Source organism: Bacillus haimaensis, assembly GCF_048270625.1.
Lineage (GTDB): Bacteria > Bacillota > Bacilli > Bacillales > Bacillaceae_I > Sutcliffiella_A > Sutcliffiella_A haimaensis.
The window spans coordinates 2,968,717-2,989,249 of sequence record NZ_CP158164.1 but is presented as its reverse complement, the minus strand read 5'-3'; the positions used below and the strand labels follow the sequence as shown (position 1 = coordinate 2,989,249).

18 protein-coding genes are annotated in these 20,533 nt (G+C 43.7%); 13 read left to right on the top strand and 5 right to left on the bottom strand.

Going from position 1 to position 20,533, the window contains the following annotated elements:
• The first annotated feature begins 25 nt into the window (after positions 1 to 25).
• The gene (locus ABN702_RS15210) at positions 26 to 898 is read left to right on the top strand and encodes a YitT family protein (RefSeq protein WP_417897626.1); all 873 of its coding nucleotides are present in this window, start codon (positions 26 to 28) and stop codon (positions 896 to 898) included.
• A 248-nt stretch (positions 899 to 1,146) separates the two neighbouring features.
• A complete protein-coding gene (locus ABN702_RS15205) occupies positions 1,147 to 2,214 on the top strand; it encodes a LysM peptidoglycan-binding domain-containing protein (RefSeq protein WP_417897625.1) in 1,068 nt (355 codons plus the stop codon).
• Between the two features lie 102 nt (positions 2,215 to 2,316).
• On the opposite strand, the gene ABN702_RS15200 is transcribed toward ABN702_RS15205, so the two are convergent.
• Positions 2,317 to 2,904, bottom strand: coding sequence for a vWA domain-containing protein (locus ABN702_RS15200; RefSeq protein WP_417897624.1), 588 nt, complete (start codon positions 2,902 to 2,904; stop codon positions 2,317 to 2,319).
• A gap of 95 nt (positions 2,905 to 2,999) precedes the next feature.
• On the opposite strand from ABN702_RS15200, the gene ABN702_RS15195 reads away from it, so the two are divergent.
• Complete coding sequence (locus ABN702_RS15195) at positions 3,000 to 3,482, top strand: hypothetical protein (RefSeq protein ID WP_417897623.1); 483 nt, start codon at positions 3,000 to 3,002, stop codon at positions 3,480 to 3,482.
• A 23-nt stretch (positions 3,483 to 3,505) separates the two neighbouring features.
• On the opposite strand, the gene ABN702_RS15190 is transcribed toward ABN702_RS15195, so the two are convergent.
• Positions 3,506 to 4,105 (bottom strand): TetR/AcrR family transcriptional regulator, encoded by a 600-nt coding sequence (locus ABN702_RS15190; RefSeq protein ID WP_417897622.1) that lies wholly within the window; start codon positions 4,103 to 4,105, stop codon positions 3,506 to 3,508.
• Between the two features lie 169 nt (positions 4,106 to 4,274).
• On the opposite strand from ABN702_RS15190, the gene ABN702_RS15185 reads away from it, so the two are divergent.
• The 7 genes from ABN702_RS15185 to ABN702_RS15155 all read left to right on the top strand — a co-directional run bounded on the left by ABN702_RS15185 (position 4,275) and on the right by ABN702_RS15155 (position 14,930).
• A complete protein-coding gene (locus ABN702_RS15185) occupies positions 4,275 to 4,994 on the top strand; it encodes an ABC transporter ATP-binding protein (protein ID WP_417897621.1) in 720 nt (239 codons plus the stop codon).
• A complete protein-coding gene (locus ABN702_RS15180) occupies positions 4,994 to 6,085 on the top strand; it encodes an ABC transporter permease (protein WP_417897620.1) in 1,092 nt (363 codons plus the stop codon). The genes ABN702_RS15185 and ABN702_RS15180 overlap by 1 nt, the downstream gene beginning before the upstream one ends.
• 97 nt (positions 6,086 to 6,182) lie before the next feature.
• Complete coding sequence (locus ABN702_RS15175; RefSeq protein WP_417897619.1) at positions 6,183 to 6,815, top strand: metal-dependent hydrolase; 633 nt, start codon at positions 6,183 to 6,185, stop codon at positions 6,813 to 6,815.
• Positions 6,816 to 6,989: 174 nt separating this feature from the next.
• On the top strand, positions 6,990 to 10,118 hold the full coding sequence (locus ABN702_RS15170) for an SNF2 helicase associated domain-containing protein (RefSeq protein WP_417897618.1): 3,129 nt from the start codon (positions 6,990 to 6,992) through the stop codon (positions 10,116 to 10,118).
• 21 nt (positions 10,119 to 10,139) lie between these two features.
• Positions 10,140 to 10,889, top strand: a complete 750-nt coding sequence (locus tag ABN702_RS15165; RefSeq protein WP_417897617.1) for a DUF2161 domain-containing phosphodiesterase — start codon at positions 10,140 to 10,142, stop codon at positions 10,887 to 10,889.
• Between the two features lie 330 nt (positions 10,890 to 11,219).
• Entirely contained in the window at positions 11,220 to 14,024 is a 2,805-nt protein-coding gene (locus tag ABN702_RS15160; protein ID WP_417897616.1) for a response regulator, read from the top strand.
• Positions 14,025 to 14,111: 87 nt separating this feature from the next.
• On the top strand, positions 14,112 to 14,930 hold the full coding sequence (locus ABN702_RS15155) for a CheR family methyltransferase (RefSeq protein WP_417897615.1): 819 nt from the start codon (positions 14,112 to 14,114) through the stop codon (positions 14,928 to 14,930).
• Positions 14,931 to 14,973: 43 nt separating this feature from the next.
• On the opposite strand, the gene ABN702_RS15150 is transcribed toward ABN702_RS15155, so the two are convergent.
• Complete coding sequence (locus ABN702_RS15150) at positions 14,974 to 16,116, bottom strand: SpoIIE family protein phosphatase (RefSeq protein ID WP_417897614.1); 1,143 nt, start codon at positions 16,114 to 16,116, stop codon at positions 14,974 to 14,976.
• 246 nt (positions 16,117 to 16,362) lie between these two features.
• On the opposite strand from ABN702_RS15150, the gene ABN702_RS15145 reads away from it, so the two are divergent.
• The gene (locus ABN702_RS15145) at positions 16,363 to 17,106 is read left to right on the top strand and encodes a YqcI/YcgG family protein (RefSeq protein ID WP_417900928.1); all 744 of its coding nucleotides are present in this window, start codon (positions 16,363 to 16,365) and stop codon (positions 17,104 to 17,106) included.
• A 71-nt stretch (positions 17,107 to 17,177) separates the two neighbouring features.
• On the opposite strand, the gene ABN702_RS15140 is transcribed toward ABN702_RS15145, so the two are convergent.
• Positions 17,178 to 17,957: a TerC family protein gene (locus tag ABN702_RS15140; protein WP_417897613.1), complete on the bottom strand. Its 780-nt coding sequence runs from the start codon at positions 17,955 to 17,957 to the stop codon at positions 17,178 to 17,180.
• 22 nt (positions 17,958 to 17,979) lie between these two features.
• Positions 17,980 to 18,366, bottom strand: a complete 387-nt coding sequence (locus ABN702_RS15135) for a sporulation protein (protein ID WP_417897612.1) — start codon at positions 18,364 to 18,366, stop codon at positions 17,980 to 17,982.
• Between the two features lie 685 nt (positions 18,367 to 19,051).
• On the opposite strand from ABN702_RS15135, the gene ABN702_RS15130 reads away from it, so the two are divergent.
• The gene (locus ABN702_RS15130) at positions 19,052 to 20,167 is read left to right on the top strand and encodes a histidine kinase N-terminal domain-containing protein (RefSeq protein WP_417897611.1); all 1,116 of its coding nucleotides are present in this window, start codon (positions 19,052 to 19,054) and stop codon (positions 20,165 to 20,167) included.
• A 26-nt stretch (positions 20,168 to 20,193) separates the two neighbouring features.
• Positions 20,194 to 20,520 carry a YnfA family protein gene (locus ABN702_RS15125; protein WP_417897610.1) on the top strand — a complete coding sequence of 109 codons (327 nt, stop codon included), beginning with the start codon at positions 20,194 to 20,196 and terminating at the stop codon, positions 20,518 to 20,520.
• Positions 20,521 to 20,533 lie beyond the last annotated feature (13 nt).

Genomic DNA, 20,533 nt, shown 5'->3' with positions numbered 1-20,533 from the left:
CTTCAAAGAAAGGTGGGAAGCACTTTTGCCTCATACGAAAAAATCCAAATGGGTGCAAGCAGCAAAAATACTGAAAAATTATGTTCTGATCACATTAGGCGCCTTGCTACTTGCAGTGGCGATTGAGAAATTCCTCATCCCTAACCAGATGGTGGATGGTGGGATTGTCGGGATTTCCATCATGATGGCTGAAATAACAAAAATAAAGCTTGGAATCTTCCTGGTATTATTAAATCTTCCTTTTATATTTTTAGGATACAAACAGATAGGTAAGACGTTTGCATTTCAAAGTGCGTATGGAATTGTCGCCGCATCGATTTTTACGGTGTTTTTCCATCATTCCACACCTGCCACTACAGACCCTTTATTGGCTGCGGTTTTTGGTGGTATCATCATTGGGATCGGTGTCGGAATCGTACTGCGTAATTCCGGGAGCTTGGACGGAACCGAAATCCTTTCGATCCTGATCAGTTCCAAGACCCCATTTTCTGTAGGCAACATCGTCATGTTCATCAATTTATTTATTTTATCAAGTGCGGGCTTTGTATTCGGCTGGACGTCCGCCATGTATTCCCTTATCACCTATTACATAGCATCGAAAACAATTGACGTCGTGGTGCAGGGAATGAGCGAAACAAAATCCGTTCTTATCATCAGTGACGAGTATGAAGAAATTGCCCAAGCCATCATGGACCGATTAGGCAGAGCGGTAACTTTCCTTGACGGACAAGGAGCCTATTCCCAAGAAGACCGCCGTGTGATTTTCTCCATCATCACCAGGCTTGAGGAAGCGAAACTTAAAAGTATCGTTGATGGTATTGATGAAAATGCCTTTCTCGCCATAGCGAATGTGCATGATGTAAAGGGTGGGCAATTTAAGAAGAGGAATATCCATTAATAACCTGTAAAGTTTTTCAAGCAAAAGTGGGGTATGAAACTTGAAACGCTTCTGAAAAGAAGTGTTTTTTTATAATAATCGTTCAAATTTATCACTTCATTTTAGGGTAAATCGAAATACTTAATAATTTTACATAAAAATACAATAACTCCTACTATTTTCTCTTTTATTAAATTCACCCTACTAAAATATCAACTAGCATCGAAGTAATTAGTGATTTCGACAAAACTTGCTAACTGATGCAATACATGGAAATTTTAGGGGGAATTATGGTGGAGGCATCTAGGTTTAAAACGAGAAAACAAAGAATTCAGGAACATAGGGTAAGGCTGAAACAAAAGAAAAAGCATAAATTTGCTAGCTATGTCATTGCAGGTACGCTTGCTACTAGTGCCTTTGTAACAGTGAATGTTACTGGGAAAGAGGCTGCAAATGTCCTGGTTCATAGAGTGCAGAGTGGGGATACCTTGTATTCACTGGCTATAAAGTATGGGGTAACCATTAAAGGGATGAAAGAAGCCAATGGTCTAAAGTCTGACCTTATAAAAGTCGGACAAGAGTTATTAATACCAAAGGAAAAAAGTCCTGGTTCAAATTATGTGGAGGGGATGTCTCATAAAGTGGTTTCCGGAGAGACGTTATCTAGCATTGCCCGGAAGTATGGAATTACTGTTGCCGCTCTGAAAAAATTAAATGGTTTACAAACGGATCGTATAATGATTGGACAAAATCTGACCATATCAAATGACACTTCGTTGAATAATACATATCTAGTCACTTCAGGAGACACGCTTTACTCTATAGGCAACAAGTTTGGAGTATCCCTAGAAAAAATCAAGAAATTGAATAAGATGACATCAGACAAAATCTATGTTGGACAGAGATTGACAATTCCTTCAAAAAATCAGGAGCAAGTAACAAGCGCAACGCCAAAATCCGAGGCTGTTTCAGAAGCGTATTATATGGTTGCTCCTGGTGATACACTTTGGGGCATTGCAAAAAGGTTTCATACATCCGCAATAAAGATTAAGAATGATAACAATTTAAAATCAGAACATGTAATAATTGGACAAAGATTGAAAATTAAAGGCACGGGACTGGTCAAATCCCATGCTGTCATTACAGGGATAGTAGATAACAAATCGATAGAGTTTTTATTAGATGGAGAAAAAGAACCGATTGTCTTAAGGGTGGCATATGGAACTGCAACCAATTATGATATTATTTCAGGAGCGAAAATTAAAATCATCTTCAAAAATTCAGCTACACCTGCTTTAGTAGATCTGGTGTTTGCGAACGAATCGTTTAACTACTAATAAAACTTATTAATATATTCAAGATAGATCACAAGGTTTAATAGAGTAATATTAACCTGCCTCCCTAAACCACTCATTAGGGAGGCTTTTAAAATGAATCAACTAATTTTTCATCCTTTTCTCCGACACCATCTCACAAATTGATTCATACATGACTTCCATGCCTTTTTCTGTCGCATCAAAGCTGTATGCCTGCTCTTTGCGGATTCCAAGGTTGCCGGCTTCCCTTTCCGAGTCGATGTTTGCTCCCATGAAAATGAACTCCCAGCTGTATTTCTCCTGCTGATGGTGGATCAGATCCCGTACCTTTGCATAGGTGAATTCACGACTGGAATTTTCCTCGCCGTCAGTGGTGATGACAAAGATTACGTTATTTGGTCGATCTTCCGCTTTAGTATTGGCAAGGCGGTGGCCTACATCAAGTATGGTTTTCCCGACAGCATCAAGCAGGGCGGTAGACCCCCGTACAAAGTAGACCTCTTCGGTAAGTGTCACTCTTTTTGCGTCCACTCCGTTCCAAAGGATCTCGTATTGGCTATCAAATAGTACGGTAGTCAAAAGTGTATCTCCTTCATGCTCGCACTGTTTCTTGATGAATGTGTTGAACCCTCCAATCGTATCCTGCTCCAGGCCTGACATCGACCCGCTTCTATCCAGTAAGAAAATAATCTCCGTTAAATTGTTTTTCATAATTTTCATCCTCCTAAGATTCATCATGCTATAATAATAGCGTGATATATCCATAATTTGGTCGCCTGCAAAGCGACATTTTGGAGGGGCAGAAAATGATCGACCACAAGCTGCTGGAGGAACTGAAAGAATACATTGATTTTCATTTGCAGCACGGGATATATGAATCTAGTTTCAAATGTTCGGAGCCGATATTAGAGGAATGCCATTCGTTTGAAATAGATGATTTTATAAAAAAACATAAAAAACCAGCCTTGCAGGAGCTCCTGTTTCAATACATCGACGATAGGGAGCTGAAGGATGCTGATGTTTATAAAAAAGCTGGAATGGACCGCAAGCATTTCTCGAAAATTCGATCCAATCCAGACTACAAACCCAGAAAAACGACGATCATTGCGCTGGCTTTGGCCTTGGAACTTGATTCTGATGAAGCGGAAGAATTCCTGAACGCTGCTGGCTACTCCCTTTCTGGAAGCGAAAGGTATGACCTTGCAATCCGCTTCTTTTTGGAAAGAGGCATCTATGACAGGCAAAGAATCAATGAGACTCTGGATTATTTAAGTTTGAAGACTTTTTAAAAAGGGGCCTGACCCCCATCAGGTTAGTACCCCATTGCCCGAACAGGCCCCATCATCGTGATAGTAACCAGCACCTCCGCCATCTTTTCCGGAGGATTTTTTCTGCCTTCTGCCAGCCATTGCTGCATCAGGCCGACGTTGGCACTGGTGGCGTATGCCATGAGATAGTCAAAGGGGATCGGAAGAGTGGACGGATCGAACTCTTTCTTTTGGGCACGAAGGAAATTCCCACGTATAAGACCTTTTAATTTGTTTGGAAACATTGGACTGACAGAGTCAAGAAGCAACATACTGAAGACCTCTGCTTCATTATCCACATACCGAAAGAGCTCGGTCGCAAACCGAAGCAAAAATTCCGGATGGCTGACGAAATGTTCCATTTTGTTTGCCATTCTTTTTGTCATCAGGTCTATAAGGGTATCAAGTAGTTCCTGCTCAATACGTTCGAGTAAATCAAATTTATCCTGATAGTGAAGATAGAAGGTTCCCCGATTAATTTCAGCATATTCGCAAAGATCGCGTACACTTACCTTGGCGAAATCCTTTTCTTTTACAAGCTTAAGGAGCGCTTCCCGAATAGCCCGCTTTGTTTTTACCACTCTCAAATCCCGTTTTTCCTCCACGTTATCACCACCTTTAATGAACAATAATCTCCTGAATGTCTATTAATCAACAGAACTCATAAAACTACATATTGAAGGACTTTTGCACCTCTATCTATAATATTAATGAACAGAGTGTTGAATAAGCAAGTGTTCCTTTTTTAAAAAGCCGGGAAGGTGAGGGATTAAATTGGGTGTTATTCAAATAAATGATGTTGGGAAATCTTTTGGCAAAACAGTCGTGCTTCATGATATAACTTTTCAAATGAAGCAGGGTGAGATTGTCGGCTTGATCGGACCGTCGGGGTCTGGCAAAACGACGCTGGTAAAGACGATTATAGGCATGGAGAAGGTGGATGCAGGGAATGTTTCCGTCTTTGAGAAGAAGATGCCAGATAGAGAAGTTCTGGGTAGAATCGGTTATATGGCTCAATCCGATGCGTTATACCTGGAACTGAGTGCAGAGCAGCAAATGATGTTTTTTGCGAAGCTTTACAAGGTTCCAAAGAATGAAAGGAAGGACCGGATCGTTGCTGCCATGAAGTTGGTGGACTTGGAAAAAGAAATGAAAAAACGAGTGATGAACTACTCGGGGGGGATGAAACGAAGGCTTTCGCTTGCTATGGCCCTGTTGCAGAATCCGGATTTGCTTGTACTCGATGAACCCACCGTTGGCATTGATCCAAGACTGCGAAAAGAAATATGGGGAGAGCTGACATTGCTAAAAGAGCAGGGGAAGACCATTCTGGTTACGACACATGTAATGGATGAGGCGGAACGATGCGACCGGCTTGTGCTTTTGCTTGATGGTACAGTTTTAGCTTCAGGCTCACCAACTGAGTTGAAGGAAAGGTTTCAAACGGATACCATTGAGGCCATTTTCTTGCAAAAGAAAGGAAGTGAAGGCTGATGCGTACTTTTGCCATCGGAGGACGGATCATGCAGCAGCTGATTCGCGATAAACGCACCCTTGCATTGATGCTATTGGCACCTCTTCTAATTCTTACGCTTGTCTATTTCCTTTTTCAAACGAACGCTGACAATGAAGCGACCGTTGGTGTGGCTTCCATGCCTGGTTCACTTGTAGATAGGATGGAAGATGCGGATATGAAGGTTGTAGAGTACGAGAATTCAAAGGATATCAAAGAACGAATCATAGAGGATGAACTCGATGCTTTCCTCGTGTGGGAGGGTTCGAAGCTTCACGTCACCTATGATGCAACGGCCACCACCACAGTCGGGGCAATCAAAGCAAAGCTTCGCGGCATTCAACAGCAGGGCTTCATGATAGAGGTGAAGGAAGTGCTTGGGAAGGTTGCTGCTCAGGGAGCGGTATCGCCCGGGGAGATTCCAGCACCAATTGATCTGGATGAAACTTACGTACATGGATCGGAGGATACCACTTTTTTTGACACGATCAGCCCGTTTCTCATTGGATTTTTTGTCTTTTTCTTTGTCTTCCTGATCTCAGGTATTTCCCTTTTACGGGAGCGGACAACAGGGACGCTGGACCGGTTGCTTGCGACACCGATCCAGCGTTATGAAATCGTGCTCGGCTATCTGCTTGGTTACGGGATATTTGCCATCCTGCAGACATTGCTTGTTGTTACCTACAGTACGTATGTGCTCGATATTCAAATCGCAGGAAGCATCTGGTATGTATTTTTGACAAATGGACTTATCGCTTTTGTTGCATTAAGTTTAGGATTATTGCTTTCCACCTTCGCCGATTCCGAACTGCAGATGGTGCAGTTCATTCCGATTGTCGTGGTTCCGCAAATTTTCTTTGCCGGCCTGCTGCCGGTGGATGCCCTGCAGGAATGGCTCCAGGCTATTGCCAAAATCATGCCGCTGTATTACGGGGGCGATGCTTTGAAGGCGATTATGATCCGCGGACAGGGAATGGAAGCAATCCAGTTTGATTTACTCGTTTTAGTAGCGATTGCGTTAGTACTATGCGTGGTGAATGTGGCTGCGTTGAAAAAGTATCGAAAGATTTAGAAGGACTAAAGTGCCATTTCCCCCTAAAACCCTAAACAGAACAAATGTTTTGGTATAAAATAGATGGATAACTATTCTATTAAAGGTGGACACAAACGTGAATGGTACAGCACATACAGCAATTGGAGCGGCAGCGGGGTTTGTGGTAGCCAATACCTATCAGTTCGAACCGACTTCCATGGAATCACTCATATTAGTGGGACTGGGTGGAGTTGCGGGTTTGATTCCTGATTTGGATATCGACGGGACACTGCGTGAAAGGATTACGTTATCTCATAAGGTGACAAGGACGGTTGCGCAGGTAATCGGAGTAATGATGATTTTGTATAGTCTATATGAAGGAACTTATATGGAGCGCTTGAGGGGGATTGGAATCGGTGCGCTGATGCTGATTGTCTCTTCTTTTATCAAACAGAAGCATATGCTCACCATCTCGGGAATAGGTGTATTAATCGGGGGAGTATCCCTGCAGGAGCTATGGATGATCCTTTTTGGCGCCTACATCATCATCGCCTCCTTTGTTTCGCATCGAAGCTACACACATTCCTTTTTAGGGACAGTGTTCTTCGGCTTCATCGCCTTTCATTTGGAGGCTTCCATGCAATATGAAGGAGTATTCTATACATGTCTGGCAGCCTATATCAGCCATCTGGTGGCAGACCTGAAAATTTTGCCGTTCAATAAACGGGGAATCAAGCTGTTTCTCCCTTTTACTTCAAAAGAATTATAGAAAAAAAGAAAGTGAGACACCTGGCTCACTTTCTTTTTTTATGTATCGATTATATTAATGCATTTCCATTTAACCGGTGGGAGAATTTTATTGGACACACATTAATAAGAAGAATCCTCTCTATGTTACAATCGTACTAACGACATGTACGAGATGGAAGAAGGGGTAAGACGGTTGAATATTACTTTAACGAAAAAGATTATCCAGGATCGGTGCGGGACCGTCTCCTTCAAAAGGGGCGAAGCTTTTCACCGTGCAGATAAGGTTTCAATTGAATACTACAGTCCCGAACGATGTGAAGCGACCGTGAAGGGAGTAGAGGATTTTCATGTCTCAGTTGAGGCAAAGGGGGATGGTACCTTTGTGGCGACATGCAGTTGTCCGACCCTTGCTTCGGTAAAAAAGGACTGCCAGCATGTTGCAGCTGTTTTGCTAGCGTTATCTGATCTAGGTAAGGAGGCAACTTTTCAGAATTCGCTGACAGAAGGAGTGTTCACGCTTTTTCAGGATAACCCAAAACCGAAAAGCGGGCATCAGCGTCATTTTGAAAAAAGGGAAGTGCTGGAGGTGACGTTTGTTTGCAAGCTGGTGGAACAGCGTCTCTTTGCGATGGAGCTGAAACTGGGTGAAACACCAGTAGCAGACATTCGGGATTTTCTGCACAGTGTGGAAAAAGGTATTCCATGTAGAGCAGTAAATTATGACCCGAGTATGCATTGCTTTGATAATGAAACGGACGCTGTTTTACAATGTCTTATTCTGCTTGCAGAGGAAGGTAAGGGGGAGAGCGGTGAAGGTCTCTCGATTACGCCTTCTGCTTGGGAAAGAATGCTGCCTCATCTCCAAAAAGCTCCTAGCGTAAAGCTGGACCAGGACGGTCAAATCTTTGACGAGCTCTGTGTAACGGACGAAGCGCTCTCCTTGCATTTTATTTTTGCAGAAAAAGATGGAGGAGGTTATCGGCTGTCCGTCACTGGTCTGAAGGCGATGGTGGTGCTGCCGGCATACGACATGATTCTTTCGCTTTATGGAAAGCTGATAAAGTTGAAGACTGATGATTGCAGGCGGCTTTTCGAGCTGAAGCAGCTGCTCGATGCCTCTGGTACTAATCATATTCCGATACACCAGGATCAGCTTAAGATGTTTCTGGAAAAGGTGGTTCCGGGATTGCGTAAGCTTGGAACTGTCCAGTTTTCCGATAGCATTTTACAAAAGCTGGCCAAGACGAAGCTCGTGGCCAAATTGTATCTGGACCGTGTGAAAAACCGCCTGCTCGCTGGACTGGAATTTCATTATGACAACATCATCGTCAATCCATTGGAAACCCGTGATCCCATTGGGGCCGCTAAAATAGTGCGCGATAAAGAGAAAGAGGAACGAATTCTCCAGTTTTTCGAGGACGGAGAATTTGCGAAGACCGAGGAAGGTTTCTTCTTGCATAATGAAGAGCTTGAATATGAATTCCTCTATCATGAACTGCCAAAAGTTCAAAAGCTGGTGCAAATCTATGCGACAACGGCCGTCCGAAACAGGATTGCCCGTGAGCCTGCCCGACCCAAGATCCGGGTTCGTGTCAAAAAGGAACGGACGAACTGGCTGGAATTCAAGTTCGATATAGACGGCATTCCTCAGTCGCAAATCAAGGAACTGCTTCACGCCATTGAAGAGAAGCGAAAGTATTACCGGATGAAAAACGGTTCTCTCATGTCACTTGAGACGAGGGAAATAGAGGAAATCCAACGCTTTCTTCATGCTGTCCCCGTACAGGAGGAGGACCTGGAAATCGGCTTGAATGTTCCGGTCGTCCAAGGCTTGAAGTTGCTTGAAGCTGTTGATGACCAGGGTATTTTTAAAGCGGAATCATCCTTTCGTCAGTTCCTTGAGGAAATCCGTAACCCCGGCAGCATGGATATTGAGGTGCCAGAGCAGCTTGAATCCATTTTACGTGACTATCAGGTCCAAGGCTATAAATGGCTGAAAACATTGGCACACTATGGTTTTGGCGGGATCCTTGCTGATGATATGGGGCTTGGGAAGACTGTCCAGAGTATCACCTTCATCCAATCGGAGCTCGAAAATATCCGAAAAAGAAAGCATCCCGTACTCATTGTATGCCCGTCCTCGCTGACTTACAATTGGCTCGCCGAACTGATGAAATTCGCTCCCAAGATCAGTGCTGTTGTTATCGACGGTACGAAAAACGAACGAGATCAGCTTCTGAAAAAGGTAGAGGAAATGGATGTTGTCATCACTTCGTATCCACTTCTAAGAAGGGATACGAAGTGGTTTGAGGACCAGAGCTTTCATACAGTATTTTTTGATGAGGCACAGGCATTCAAGAATCCTGTCACCCAGACGGCGCGTGCAGTGAAAAGGCTGCAGGCGGATCATCGCTTTGCATTGACAGGGACACCTGTGGAAAACTCCATCGAGGAACTTTGGTCGATTTTCCATGTGGTTTTTCCGGAGCTATTTATGGGGTTGCGGGAATACAGCAACCTGACTCGGAAACAGATTGCCAGACGCATTCGTCCATTTTTGCTGAGAAGACTAAAAGAGGACGTGCTGGCTGAACTTCCTGAAAAACTGGAGGTCATCGAATCCGTAGAGCTTCTTCCGGAACAGAAAAAACTGTATGCAGCATACTTGGCCAAGCTCCGCGAAGATACGTTGAAGCATCTGAACAAGGACACGCTCCGGAAAAACAAGATCCGGATCCTCGCAGGATTGACCCGACTAAGACAGATTTGCTGCCACCCGGGGCTGTTTGTGGACGGCTACAAAGGAGGGTCGGCAAAGTTTGATATGCTCTTGCGGATCATAGAGGAATCCAAGTTGTCCGGCCGAAGGGTACTGATCTTTTCTCAATTCACGAAAATGCTGGAGCTGATCGGCAGGGAATTGGCCTATCAAGGAGTTCCTTATTTTTACCTCGATGGGCAGACACCTTCAGAGGAACGGGTGGAAACGTGCCAGCGCTTCAACCAGGGAGAACGCGATTATTTTCTGATCTCCTTGAAAGCGGGAGGGACTGGCCTCAATCTGACAGGTGCTGACACTGTCATCCTTTATGACCTATGGTGGAACCCTGCCGTTGAGGAGCAGGCTGCAGACAGGGCACACCGCATCGGCCAGACAAATGTAGTCCAGGTAATCAAGCTTGTTTCCCACGGCACGATCGAAGAAAAGATAAATGAGTTGCAAGACAAAAAGAGACATCTTGTGGAAGAGATCATAGACCCCGGGGAGAAGGCGTCCTCGATTTTGACAGAAGAGGACATTCGAGAAATTCTTAAGATATAAAAGGTTGGCAGGTGTTTAGAAATGGCAGAAAAGAAAAAAATCTACGAAGCAGACCTATACAAACCGATCCAGAAGCTTTTTGTCAAAGAAGGCTATCAGGTATACGGGGAAGTGAACGACTGCGATATCGCCATGGTAAAAGGAGATGAGGTCGTCGTGGTGGAGCTGAAGCTCACACTGAATGTGAACCTGCTCATCCAGGCGACGAAACGGCAAAAGTTGACAGACCTTGTCTATATCGCCATTCCAAAACCGAATATCAACCGAAGGACGAAGAGGTGGACAGATCTATGCCACCTTATTCGCCGGCTGGAGCTCGGTTTGATTATCGTCTCCTTCTCCGGGAACCGCAAGACAACGGAAATCGTTTTCCATCCCACTCCTTTTGACAGGGGCAAAAGTATGCGTCAAAACAAAAAGAAAAGAGAAGCGCTCCTGAAGGAAATGGATGGTCGCAGCTCGGATTCGAATATCGGAGGCAGCAACAAAACGAAAATCATGACCGCCTACAAAGAAAACTGCATCAGGATCGCCTGCTACCTTGAACAATACGGCCCCTTGTCACCCAAGAAGCTCAAGGAAATGGGCACAGGGGACAAAACCTCTTCGATCCTCACCAAGAACTACTACCGCTGGTTTGAGAGAGTGAAGAGGGGGACCTATAAGATAAGCGAAAAAGGGAAGCGGGAGCTCGAAGGGAATAGAGAGCTCGCGGAGTTATATTTGCAGAAGGTAGAGATTGGTGGTCTGGGTGAAGAAACAAAAGATTGAAGCACATTATCATGCCGCCTATGATGAGTGTTAAACGTCTCGAAATCTATGAAAAAGCTCATCATAATGCCGATGATGAGTGTTTTGCACCAAGAGATCAATGAAAAAGCTCATCATGCCGCCTATGATGAGTTTTTTTAGTCTCGAAATCTAAGAAAAAGCTCATCATAACGCCGATGATGGGTGTTTTGCACCAAGAATTCTTTAAAAAAGCTCGTCTTAGCAGAAATAACCCATTCAAAGTCGCACCCCTAACCATTACCTGTTATATTAGGAACATGGATACATATGTTCATTAGCTTGAAATAAAAGATGAGAGAAGGCGTTACGGTGAGCTTTAGGAAAAAGCAATTTGTTGGATTAGGAATAACGGTCTTTTTTCTTGTATTTCTATTATCTGTAATTTTAATTATGGCCAATTCTATGAAAACAAACATGCTGGAGATAGTTGAGGACCGCTATTATAAGGTAAGTAAGGCAATTGAAATACGACAGCTATTCTATCAGACGGATAGACAGCTATTGTATGTGATTAATAGAGAAGAGAATGAGGATATTGAGGAAAACCTTACAAACCTGGAAAATGACAGAGCAGAAGTAAGGCGGCAAATCACAGAGCTGGGCACTACACTTGATAGAAACGATACCAAGGTGCTTTTAGCGGAGATTCAGGGCAGCTATGATGCATATTGGGAAATGGAACGAAACATTATTGCCCAAATTAATGCCGGGGCATCCAACAGCGAAGTTCAAGCTATTTATAGTAGCCAACTTGAAAACAGACAAGCTCTATTAGAGAGTATTTCTGAATTCAAAGAGCTGCAGGAAGGCATTATGGAAGACAATCTGGAACAGGCGAATACAACCTATGAAATGCTCATTGGGTCGCTACTCTTAACGGTACTCGTTTCCTTGATAGTGATAGTTGGTACTACACTGTGGGTAATCCGCAGTACAAACAAACGTCTGGATGAAGTGAAATTCGGGATTACGAACATAGACTATGACAACCTTTCCTCCTTGCCAAGATTGGATACTACGATTAAGGATGAAATAGGGGAGATCTCGAATGCATTCAACTCGATGGCAACCTCCATTGAGGACTATCATGTAAAAGAAAAGCAATACACCGAGGAAATCAGCAGACAGAATTGGGTGCAGACGAATTCGGGTGACATCATAAATCTATATCACCGAAATGTCTCGATCGACTCGCTTGCCGAGAAGTTCATCAGTACATTGACTCCGTTAATGGATGCCAAGCTTGGCGCTTTCTATCTGTCGGATGGAGAGGGTAAGCATTCGACCTTTAATAAAGTGGCAACCTATGCAGATGGTGCCGAGGATGTAGGTGGAGAAGCATTTAAATTGCGTGAAGGACTGGTAGGTCAATGCGCATGGGATAAAAAGACCATCCTGCTTGAAGACGTTCCGGAAGGCTTTTCATTAATTACGACCGGACTTGGCAATACAAAACCTAAGAGCATCATCATTGCTCCGGTCATCATAAAGAATGAGGTGATTGCTGTCATCGAGATGGCGAGCTTGACGGAGTTCAGCGAAACACACAAGAATTTGTTAAGGAAAGTACTTGAAACATTAGGCATCGCCATTACCAACATATTAGGAAGAATGGAAGTTGAGCGTCTGCTTCTTGAATCACAGGCACAAACGGAAGAGCTGCAATCCCAGTCCGAGGAGCTTCAGGCGCAATCCGAGGAGCTTCAGACACAGGCGGAAGAACTGCGCATGATCAATGAGCAATTGGAAGAGCGCTCACGTGATGCTGAACAGAAATCAACCGACCTGCAGAAGGCGAAAACGGAGCTTGAGGAAAAAGCGAAGCAGTTGCAGCTCAGCTCCAAATATAAATCCGAGTTCCTGGCAAATATGTCCCATGAGCTGCGAACACCATTGAACAGTATTCTCCTTTTATCCGAGATGCTTGCTGAAGACATCGAGGAGAATTTGACAGAGGAACAAAAAGAGTTCTCAAGAGTCATCAATTCTTCCGGTCAGGACCTGTTGAACCTGATCAATGACATTTTGGATCTTTCCAAAGTGGAAGTGAAGAAGCTAGAGGTCATGTTTGGTGAAGTAAATGTGATGGAGTTTGTGAACCGTTTGGAGCTTCAGTTCACTCATATCGCCAAGCACAAGAAATTGGACTACGAAATAATCCAAGGGGACAACCTGCCGGATGTTTTCTATACGGATGAGCAGCGACTTCAGCAGATTGTGAAGAACCTGTTATCCAATGCCTTCAAGTTTACTGAAAAAGGAAAAGTGACAGTATCGATTGAAAAGGCGAACAGAAGGGACCTGCTACGTGCAAAAGTTCCAGTCGAAGCAGAGACTTGGTTGAAAATCTCTGTAACTGATACCGGTATTGGAATATCCGAGGATAAGCTTGGACTGATCTTTGAAGCGTTCCATCAAGGGGATGGCGCTACAATGAGAAAATACGGCGGAACTGGACTTGGATTATCCATCTCCAAGGAATTCTCTACTCTTCTTGGCGGTGTGGTGCAAGTGGAGAGTGAAGAGGAAAAAGGAAGTACCTTCTCCCTTGTTATTCCGAGCCTGCCAAACGGAATGCCTCAGATGAAGGAAGTGGAGGCAGCTTGGCAGGAAGTGGCCGCAGGTACGGACACCGAACTTTTAGAGGAAGAAAACAGGCTCTTGAATATGGCAGTTGGAGCGGAGGAAGTCAAAGCTCAAAGCTACATGCCGGCAGAGGAGGACCTGTCTAATATTCTGAAAGGAAAGACGGTTATTGTGGTGGACGATGACCATCGAAATGTCTATGCACTGAACAATGCATTGAATAAAGAGGATATGAACATCCTGACAGCTGAAAATGGCTTGCAGTGTTTGGATATCCTGCATGAAACAGAGCGTGTGGACATTATATTGATGGACATCATGATGCCGGTGATGGATGGATACAAAGCCATCAAAACCATCCGAAACCTGGAAAAACATAAAGACGTTCCAATAATTGCCCTTACTGCAAAAGCGATGAAAGGGGATCGGGAGAAGTGCTTGGAAGTTGGGGCTTCCGATTATATCAGCAAACCGTTGAAATTAGATCAGCTTCTTTCCGCGATGCGCGTTTGGGTTGCAAAAAATTAAGGTATAAATACCGGGGAACGGTTACAAATCTTTGGATGAGGTAGCCGTTTCCTTTTTGCAAGAATTGAGCTTTTTGGAGGAAAAAACGTGAACAAAGAGGATTTAGAACTTGAGTTGTTTCTGCAGGCAGTCTACAAATTGTCAGGCTTCGATTTTAGAAAATATATGCTTTCATCCATCACAAGAAGAATCGAGAACCGACTCCGACTTGAAGGATTGGACAATATCAGCCAGCTTACTGAAAAAGTTATCCATCATGAAACCTATTTGAACAAAGTGCTTGATGACTTCTCCATCAACGTGACCGAAATGTTCCGAGATCCATCATTCTTTTTGGCATTCCGGGAAAGAGTGATTCCGAGACTAAGAGAGTTGACGGAAATCCGGGTATGGCATGCAGGCTGTTCCTCAGGGGAAGAGGCCTATTCCATGGCCATCCTGCTCCAGGAAGAGGGGCTCGGCCATAAAACTAAAATCTATGCGACCGATATGAACGAGAAAATACTCGAAAAGGCAAAAAAAGGCGTCATCCCACTTTCCAAAATGCAGGCTTATACGAAAAACTATATGCAAGCAGGGGGGAAGAATTCCTTCTCCGAGTATTATCATACCGATCATCAATTTGCCTATTTCCATCCGGAACTGTTAAGTAAAATTGTCTTTGCCCAGCACAACCTGGTCACAGACCGTTCTTTCAACGAGTTTCATATTATAGTCTGCCGCAACGTCCTGATTTACTTTAACCTGGACCTGCAGTTTAACGTCATCGAGCTTTTCCGGGACAGCCTGAGTCCGGACGGTTTCCTTGGCCTTGGCAGCAAGGAGGTCCTCAGGACGGATGTTCATCCGAGCTTTGAGGAGTTTGATACCATGGATAAAATCTATCGGAAAAAAGCTGAGAGATAAGGGTTTGTTCCCTTATCTCTCAGCTTTTTTGGATATGTAATAGTCAATTTGCCTGTATAAACACAACACACATGTCATCAGCTGCTTCTGACTGCAGCTCCTCTGAAAGAAGTAGATTAATAGGCTCCTGGATATTAGGAAGATCCCACAGCTTCGAGGCTGATTTCAGAAACTGCGGATACTGGTTGATCCCGACTTTTTCCATCGTCTCCACCACACCATCTGTATAAAGAAGGACCTGAACGGAATGCTGGTAGGATATAGTCGTTTTGGTGATTTCTACCTTTTCGAAAAAACCGACAGCACATGTCCGGTTGGATAGCTCCACAACTTCATCCTCATCCACCAGGGCGAATCCTGCTGGATGTCCGGCATTTACATATTCCATCGTTTTCTCTTTCGTATCAATTACCAGATAAATGGCGGTGAAATAATAAGGGATTTGCTGGTTTCGAGTATTCAGTGCATACATCCACCGGTTCAGCTCACTCATCACATATTCGGGATCTGCACAATTCCGGATGGAGTCACGGAGAACAGAAGAGATGAACATACAGACAAGGGAAGCGGATATTCCATGTCCCATCATATCCAATATCATCACAGCATATTTGGAATCATCAATTTTATACCAGTAATACATATCTCCGGCAAGCTTATAGGCTGGGATATAGGAGGCTCTGACGGTCAGGTGATCCTCGAAAATAGGCTCGCTCAGCAGACTGTTTTGAACCTGCATGGAGAGATCCAATTGGTTTCTTATTTTCTCCGCTTGCTTCTTGTTCTTGTCCTTTTCATGCTTGAGCCGGAGCACCACTCGCATACGTGCGAGCAGCTCGGTCTTGTTGATAGGCTTCATGACATAGTCGAGCCCGCCAGCATCCAACGCCTCTGCCACTTTATTGGAGTCCTCCAAAGCGGTTACAAAAACAACCGGAATGTCTTTAAGATGGGGTATTTGCTGGAGTCTGCGACATGCCTCAATTCCATCGATCTCCGGCATCATAATATCCATTAAAATGATATCGACCGGCTTTTCCAATGGTCCCGAACTATCAATCTTCAAGTAATCGAACATCTCTTTGGCAGAGGTGAAAGATTGATAGTCCTTGTAGCCGGCTCTTTTTAATATATTTTCTATGACAAAAAGATTCACCTGATTGTCATCCACAATTAAAATGGCCATGAATGGTTTCTCCTCTACTGTATCTATGTAATCTATTATCTGTAATGGAATAGCCCTCACAATTAATACCCTGTCCGAGACAAACATAAACCATTTTCAATCTATAAAATTAGTAAAACTTTCCTCTATTTCATTGTACCTTAAGTTACATGCTTTATCTAATTTGGAACGCTTATGGATGTTTAGCATATTTTCCATCAGGGTATTTTCGTATGTATGAATAAACTTAAATCCAGAGGTGATGAAATGGAAGCGGCAGTTCAAGGGACGAAAGGGAAGCTATTAACAAAAGAAAATATGACAGATCCGGGTCTAGTACCTGACTGGGTCATTCGGGAATATAGGAATTTCCATGAAGTTGTAACTGACAAAACCTTTCCATGCTATTTTGGGATGGCTGGAGAGAAGAAGGGGGAACTGCGTTATTCGTATATTACACACGATGATTGGAAGCATCTCCCTGAAACGCTGAAGGATTTTAATTCGTTATTCGATCAGGATAAACCGCTCATCAGGCATGGTCTGTTTTTATTTGTGGAGCCGGAAAATGAAGAAAAATCCATTCCGCATTATCGTCAATATTTCTGGGATATTCTGCAATATCTGCATCAACAGGATGACATGCCATGGCCAAAGGATTATCCTACTGACCCTGATCATCACCTATGGGCCTTTTCCTTTGCTGGTGAGCCGTACTTTGTGTTCGGAAACGCTCCGGCATACAAGCAGCGTAAAACAAGGGACCTTGGCAACAGCCTGGTTCTCGGTTTTCAACCAAGACGTATTTTTGAAGGTTTGGAAGGTACATCACAAGGAGGCGCCATGTCACGTGAAAAAGTGAGGGAGCGCGTGGAAAAATGGGATCAACTGCCCAAACACCCGAACATCAGTCACTACGGCGACCCGGACCACCGCGAATGGAAGATGTACTTCATCGGGGATGACTCGAAGCCGATGGAGGGGAAATGTCCATTCCATCATGGTAAGTAATAGATAGAGAGGGCCAGACCCCATTTGGTTGGGGTCTGGCCCTCATTTAATTGCAGCGATAGGATAATCGATTAAACTACCTGCTTGACTTCGCCGGAGTCTTTCGGCTTTTCCTTTGACAGGAACCAGCCGGTGACACCGATGAGAAGCAGGACGGACCAGAAGGTGATCTTCCAGGGTGCCCCTTTGGCGAATCCTTCTGAAAGGATATCAAGCTCGGGATGGGACAAGGCATAGATACCAAGCTTCACGCCTACCCACCCTACGATGAAGAAGGCTGCCGTTTCGAGGCCAGGCCTTTTATCGAGCAATTCAACGAAAAAGCCGGCGGCAAATCTCATAATGACAAGTCCGATGATACCTCCGGCAAGGATGACAGCAAAGTGGCCTCCGTCCAACCCACCGATTGTAGGAAGACCGGTTTCAGGTAGCATAACCGCAAGGGCAACCGCAGCTAGAATGGAGTCTATAGCAAACGCGATGTCTGCAAGCTCGACTTTTACAACCGTCATCCAGAAGCCCGATCCTTTATTCTTTCCAGCCGCTTTCATAAGCTTAGGCTGTAGAACATGTTTTTTCAAAATGTGGTAAATGGCGATTCCTAACAGGTATAGTGCCCCAACCGCCTGCACCTGCCAAATGTGCACCAGGTACGAAATGATGAACAGAGATCCGAAGCGGAATAGGAAAGCACCGGCCAATCCATAGAACAAAGCTTTCTTCCGCTGTTTCTCCGGCAGATGCTTTACCATCGTTGCAATGACAAGCGCATTATCTGCAGCAAGAATTCCTTCCAACCCGATCAGGATGAGCAGCACCCATCCATATTCTAATAATAATCCAATATCCATCTATCTTCCTCCTAATTGTTTTTTAGCCAAGTACGACAATTTCATCATGGTCGTTTCTCTTGATATCATCCTCTAACACGAGTCTAGTATTTAAGCGATAGGTGAGCCCCTCTGTTGTTGGAGGCAGGTCTTCAGGTAGCCTATAGCTAAAAGGATATTCTGTCTTTTCCTTTGCTTCCATAGTCTCAGACATCAGGATGGTCGTGACAGAATCAACGGTTACCACCTTGTCTCCTTGCAATTCCTTCACCAAGTCACATTCCAATCTTTTGATTTCTTGCCTGTTCCAACCGTTTTCCACGTGGAATGCGCCGGTCACGGTTTCGCCAGGCTTCATTTCACTTTTTTTCAAGATCAGGTCCACGTTTGGGGAACCGCCTTTTATATAACTCATCATTTTTTTTATCATATAAAAAATACCTCCATTAATAGTGGTTTATTTTTTGCATATCATGTAAAACAAGGTTCATTTAACTAGTAGGATTCTGTAAGGACAGGTTTCTTGGCGGGTTATGTGCCTCCAACGTTATCATCGAAACAAGGAATAATTTTATTGTGACAATAAATGTCAACCAAACTAGTAATCTCTTTTGCAAATCGATGGTCAATTAATTCATTTTCTCCTTTAGTGTAATCGTAGATAGAATAATAGTTAGATACCCGCTTTGGATGGTTTCTAGATCTTTTTTCTCCTCCTTATAGACGACAAAAAACCTTTACCAAGATGCCGGTAAAGGTTTGAAAAGTTCAGTATTATCCCTTTACCAATATTGGCAAAGGTCTCGCAAACAACGTTTAGGTTGCCAGTTAGGCCGGTGATTGGTAATCACGTATTGTCGACATAACTGTAAGCTACTCCCCTTTGGAGTATTATAGTTAGTGCAGCGAAAATTCTTCTGCTATGAATATAGAATAATATATCCGAACTCTATCGTCAAGCATAAAGTTGCAAATTTTACAAAAAATTCATCATGATTCTAAACTCCTGAAATTTTCAAGGAGAAAAGTAGGGGAGCAGCACACAAAAGTCCTATTTTTTTCACGAATTCTGTTATGATGTAAGAAAGAAAATAATAATAAAGGGTGACTGGTTGATGATGGATGCTTCGGAAAAATTAACATTATTTTTAGAACAGAACTCGCAAGAATTTATACATAATTGGCGCAAAAAAAGTGTTATTTCCGAAGATGATCCGTATCGGGAAGAAGTGATTCGTAACGGGACTCAAATGTTTCAGCTTATTAAAATGGCGCTCAATGATCCTTTAAAGGATGAGGAAATGAAGCAGCTTGCCTATAAATTGGCAAGGGAACGGGTCGAGGCGAATGTTAATATCAGTGAGTTTGTCTATAACGTAAATATCGGAAAAAGTGAGATTATCAAATGGGTAGGAAATTCCGGAATCGACCTCCACGATTTGCGTCCGCTTTTTGAGAGAATCAATACGCTATTTGATGAATTTTCCTATCATACTGTGAGAAAATATACAGAAATCAAGGAACAGCAGCTCCAGGAAAAGGATTCCTATATCCATCAGACTCACAAGGAGCGCCTCACTATTTTGGGACAGATGAGCTCAAGCTTTGTTCATGAATTCAGAAATCCCCTAACAGCCATAATAGGATTTACAAAGCTGCTTCAGAATGATCATCCTCATTTGCCTTATCTGGACATCATGCAGCATGAGCTAGATCAATTAAACTATCGAATCTCCCAATTCCTGCACGTTTCACGTAAAGACTTGATCGAAAGCCGGAAGGAGGAAGTGAACCTGTCCTTTTTGCTACAGGAGCTGACAGAGTTTTTATATCCCAGTTTATTGAGTGGGGACGTTACCCTTAAGTTGGATGCCGATCCGACGCTGACCATCAACGGCAACAAGGATGAACTCAGACAGGTCTTTTTGAATCTTATCATGAATAGCATCGATGCCCTTCAGCAAAAGAAAGAACTACGAGAGATTAAAGTGGAATGTAAGGCAGTGCAACATGATATTGAATTGAAAATTATCAACAATGGTCCGAAAATAACAGAAGATGTCATACATGCCATCTTTGAACCGTTCTTTACAACAAAGGACCTTGGAACCGGAATAGGGCTCTATATCTGCAAAAAACTGATCGAGAAGCATGATGGGGAGATCTATTGCCATTCCACGGAAGAGCAGACAAGCTTTGTTGTAAAGGTACCGGTGTTAGTGAAGGTTTGAACCTAGAATAGAGGAAGTGTGGGTACTTGATTAGCGCCTTTATCTTATTTTTATTGGCAGGATTAGCTGAAATAGGTGGAGGATACCTGATTTGGCTCTCATTACGGGAAGGCAAGCCGTGGTATTGGGCCGTTTTTGGAGGCGGAGCCCTCGTCCTTTATGGAATAATTGCAACCTATCAGGCCTTTCCGACATTCGGACGGGTCTATGCTGCATATGGTGGGGTATTTATCGTTCTCTCCGTATTATGGGGGTGGGGAATTGACAGAAAGGCCCCCGACCTCTACGACTGGATCGGAGCAGGTATCTGTCTGATCGGAGTATCTGTGATGCTTTTTTCACCAAGGTCATAAAAAAACTATTACA

What these genes read in the sequence shown, in the direction of transcription:
- ABN702_RS15205 (WP_417897625.1), top strand. Translation starts at nt 1,147, where the DNA reads ATGGAAATTTTAGGGGGAATTATGGTGGAGGCATCTAGGTTTAAAACG.
- ABN702_RS15150 (WP_417897614.1), bottom strand. Translation starts at nt 16,116, where the DNA reads ATGGCCATTTTAATTGTGGATGACAATCAGGTGAATCTTTTTGTCATA.
- ABN702_RS15130 (WP_417897611.1), top strand. Translation starts at nt 19,052, where the DNA reads ATGATGGATGCTTCGGAAAAATTAACATTATTTTTAGAACAGAACTCG.
- ABN702_RS15200 (WP_417897624.1), bottom strand. Translation starts at nt 2,904, where the DNA reads ATGAAAAACAATTTAACGGAGATTATTTTCTTACTGGATAGAAGCGGG.
- ABN702_RS15140 (WP_417897613.1), bottom strand. Translation starts at nt 17,957, where the DNA reads ATGGATATTGGATTATTATTAGAATATGGATGGGTGCTGCTCATCCTG.
- ABN702_RS15135 (WP_417897612.1), bottom strand. Translation starts at nt 18,366, where the DNA reads ATGATAAAAAAAATGATGAGTTATATAAAAGGCGGTTCCCCAAACGTG.
- ABN702_RS15195 (WP_417897623.1), top strand. Translation starts at nt 3,000, where the DNA reads ATGATCGACCACAAGCTGCTGGAGGAACTGAAAGAATACATTGATTTT.
- ABN702_RS15145 (WP_417900928.1), top strand. Translation starts at nt 16,363, where the DNA reads ATGGAAGCGGCAGTTCAAGGGACGAAAGGGAAGCTATTAACAAAAGAA.
- ABN702_RS15165 (WP_417897617.1), top strand. Translation starts at nt 10,140, where the DNA reads ATGGCAGAAAAGAAAAAAATCTACGAAGCAGACCTATACAAACCGATC.
- ABN702_RS15180 (WP_417897620.1), top strand. Translation starts at nt 4,994, where the DNA reads ATGCGTACTTTTGCCATCGGAGGACGGATCATGCAGCAGCTGATTCGC.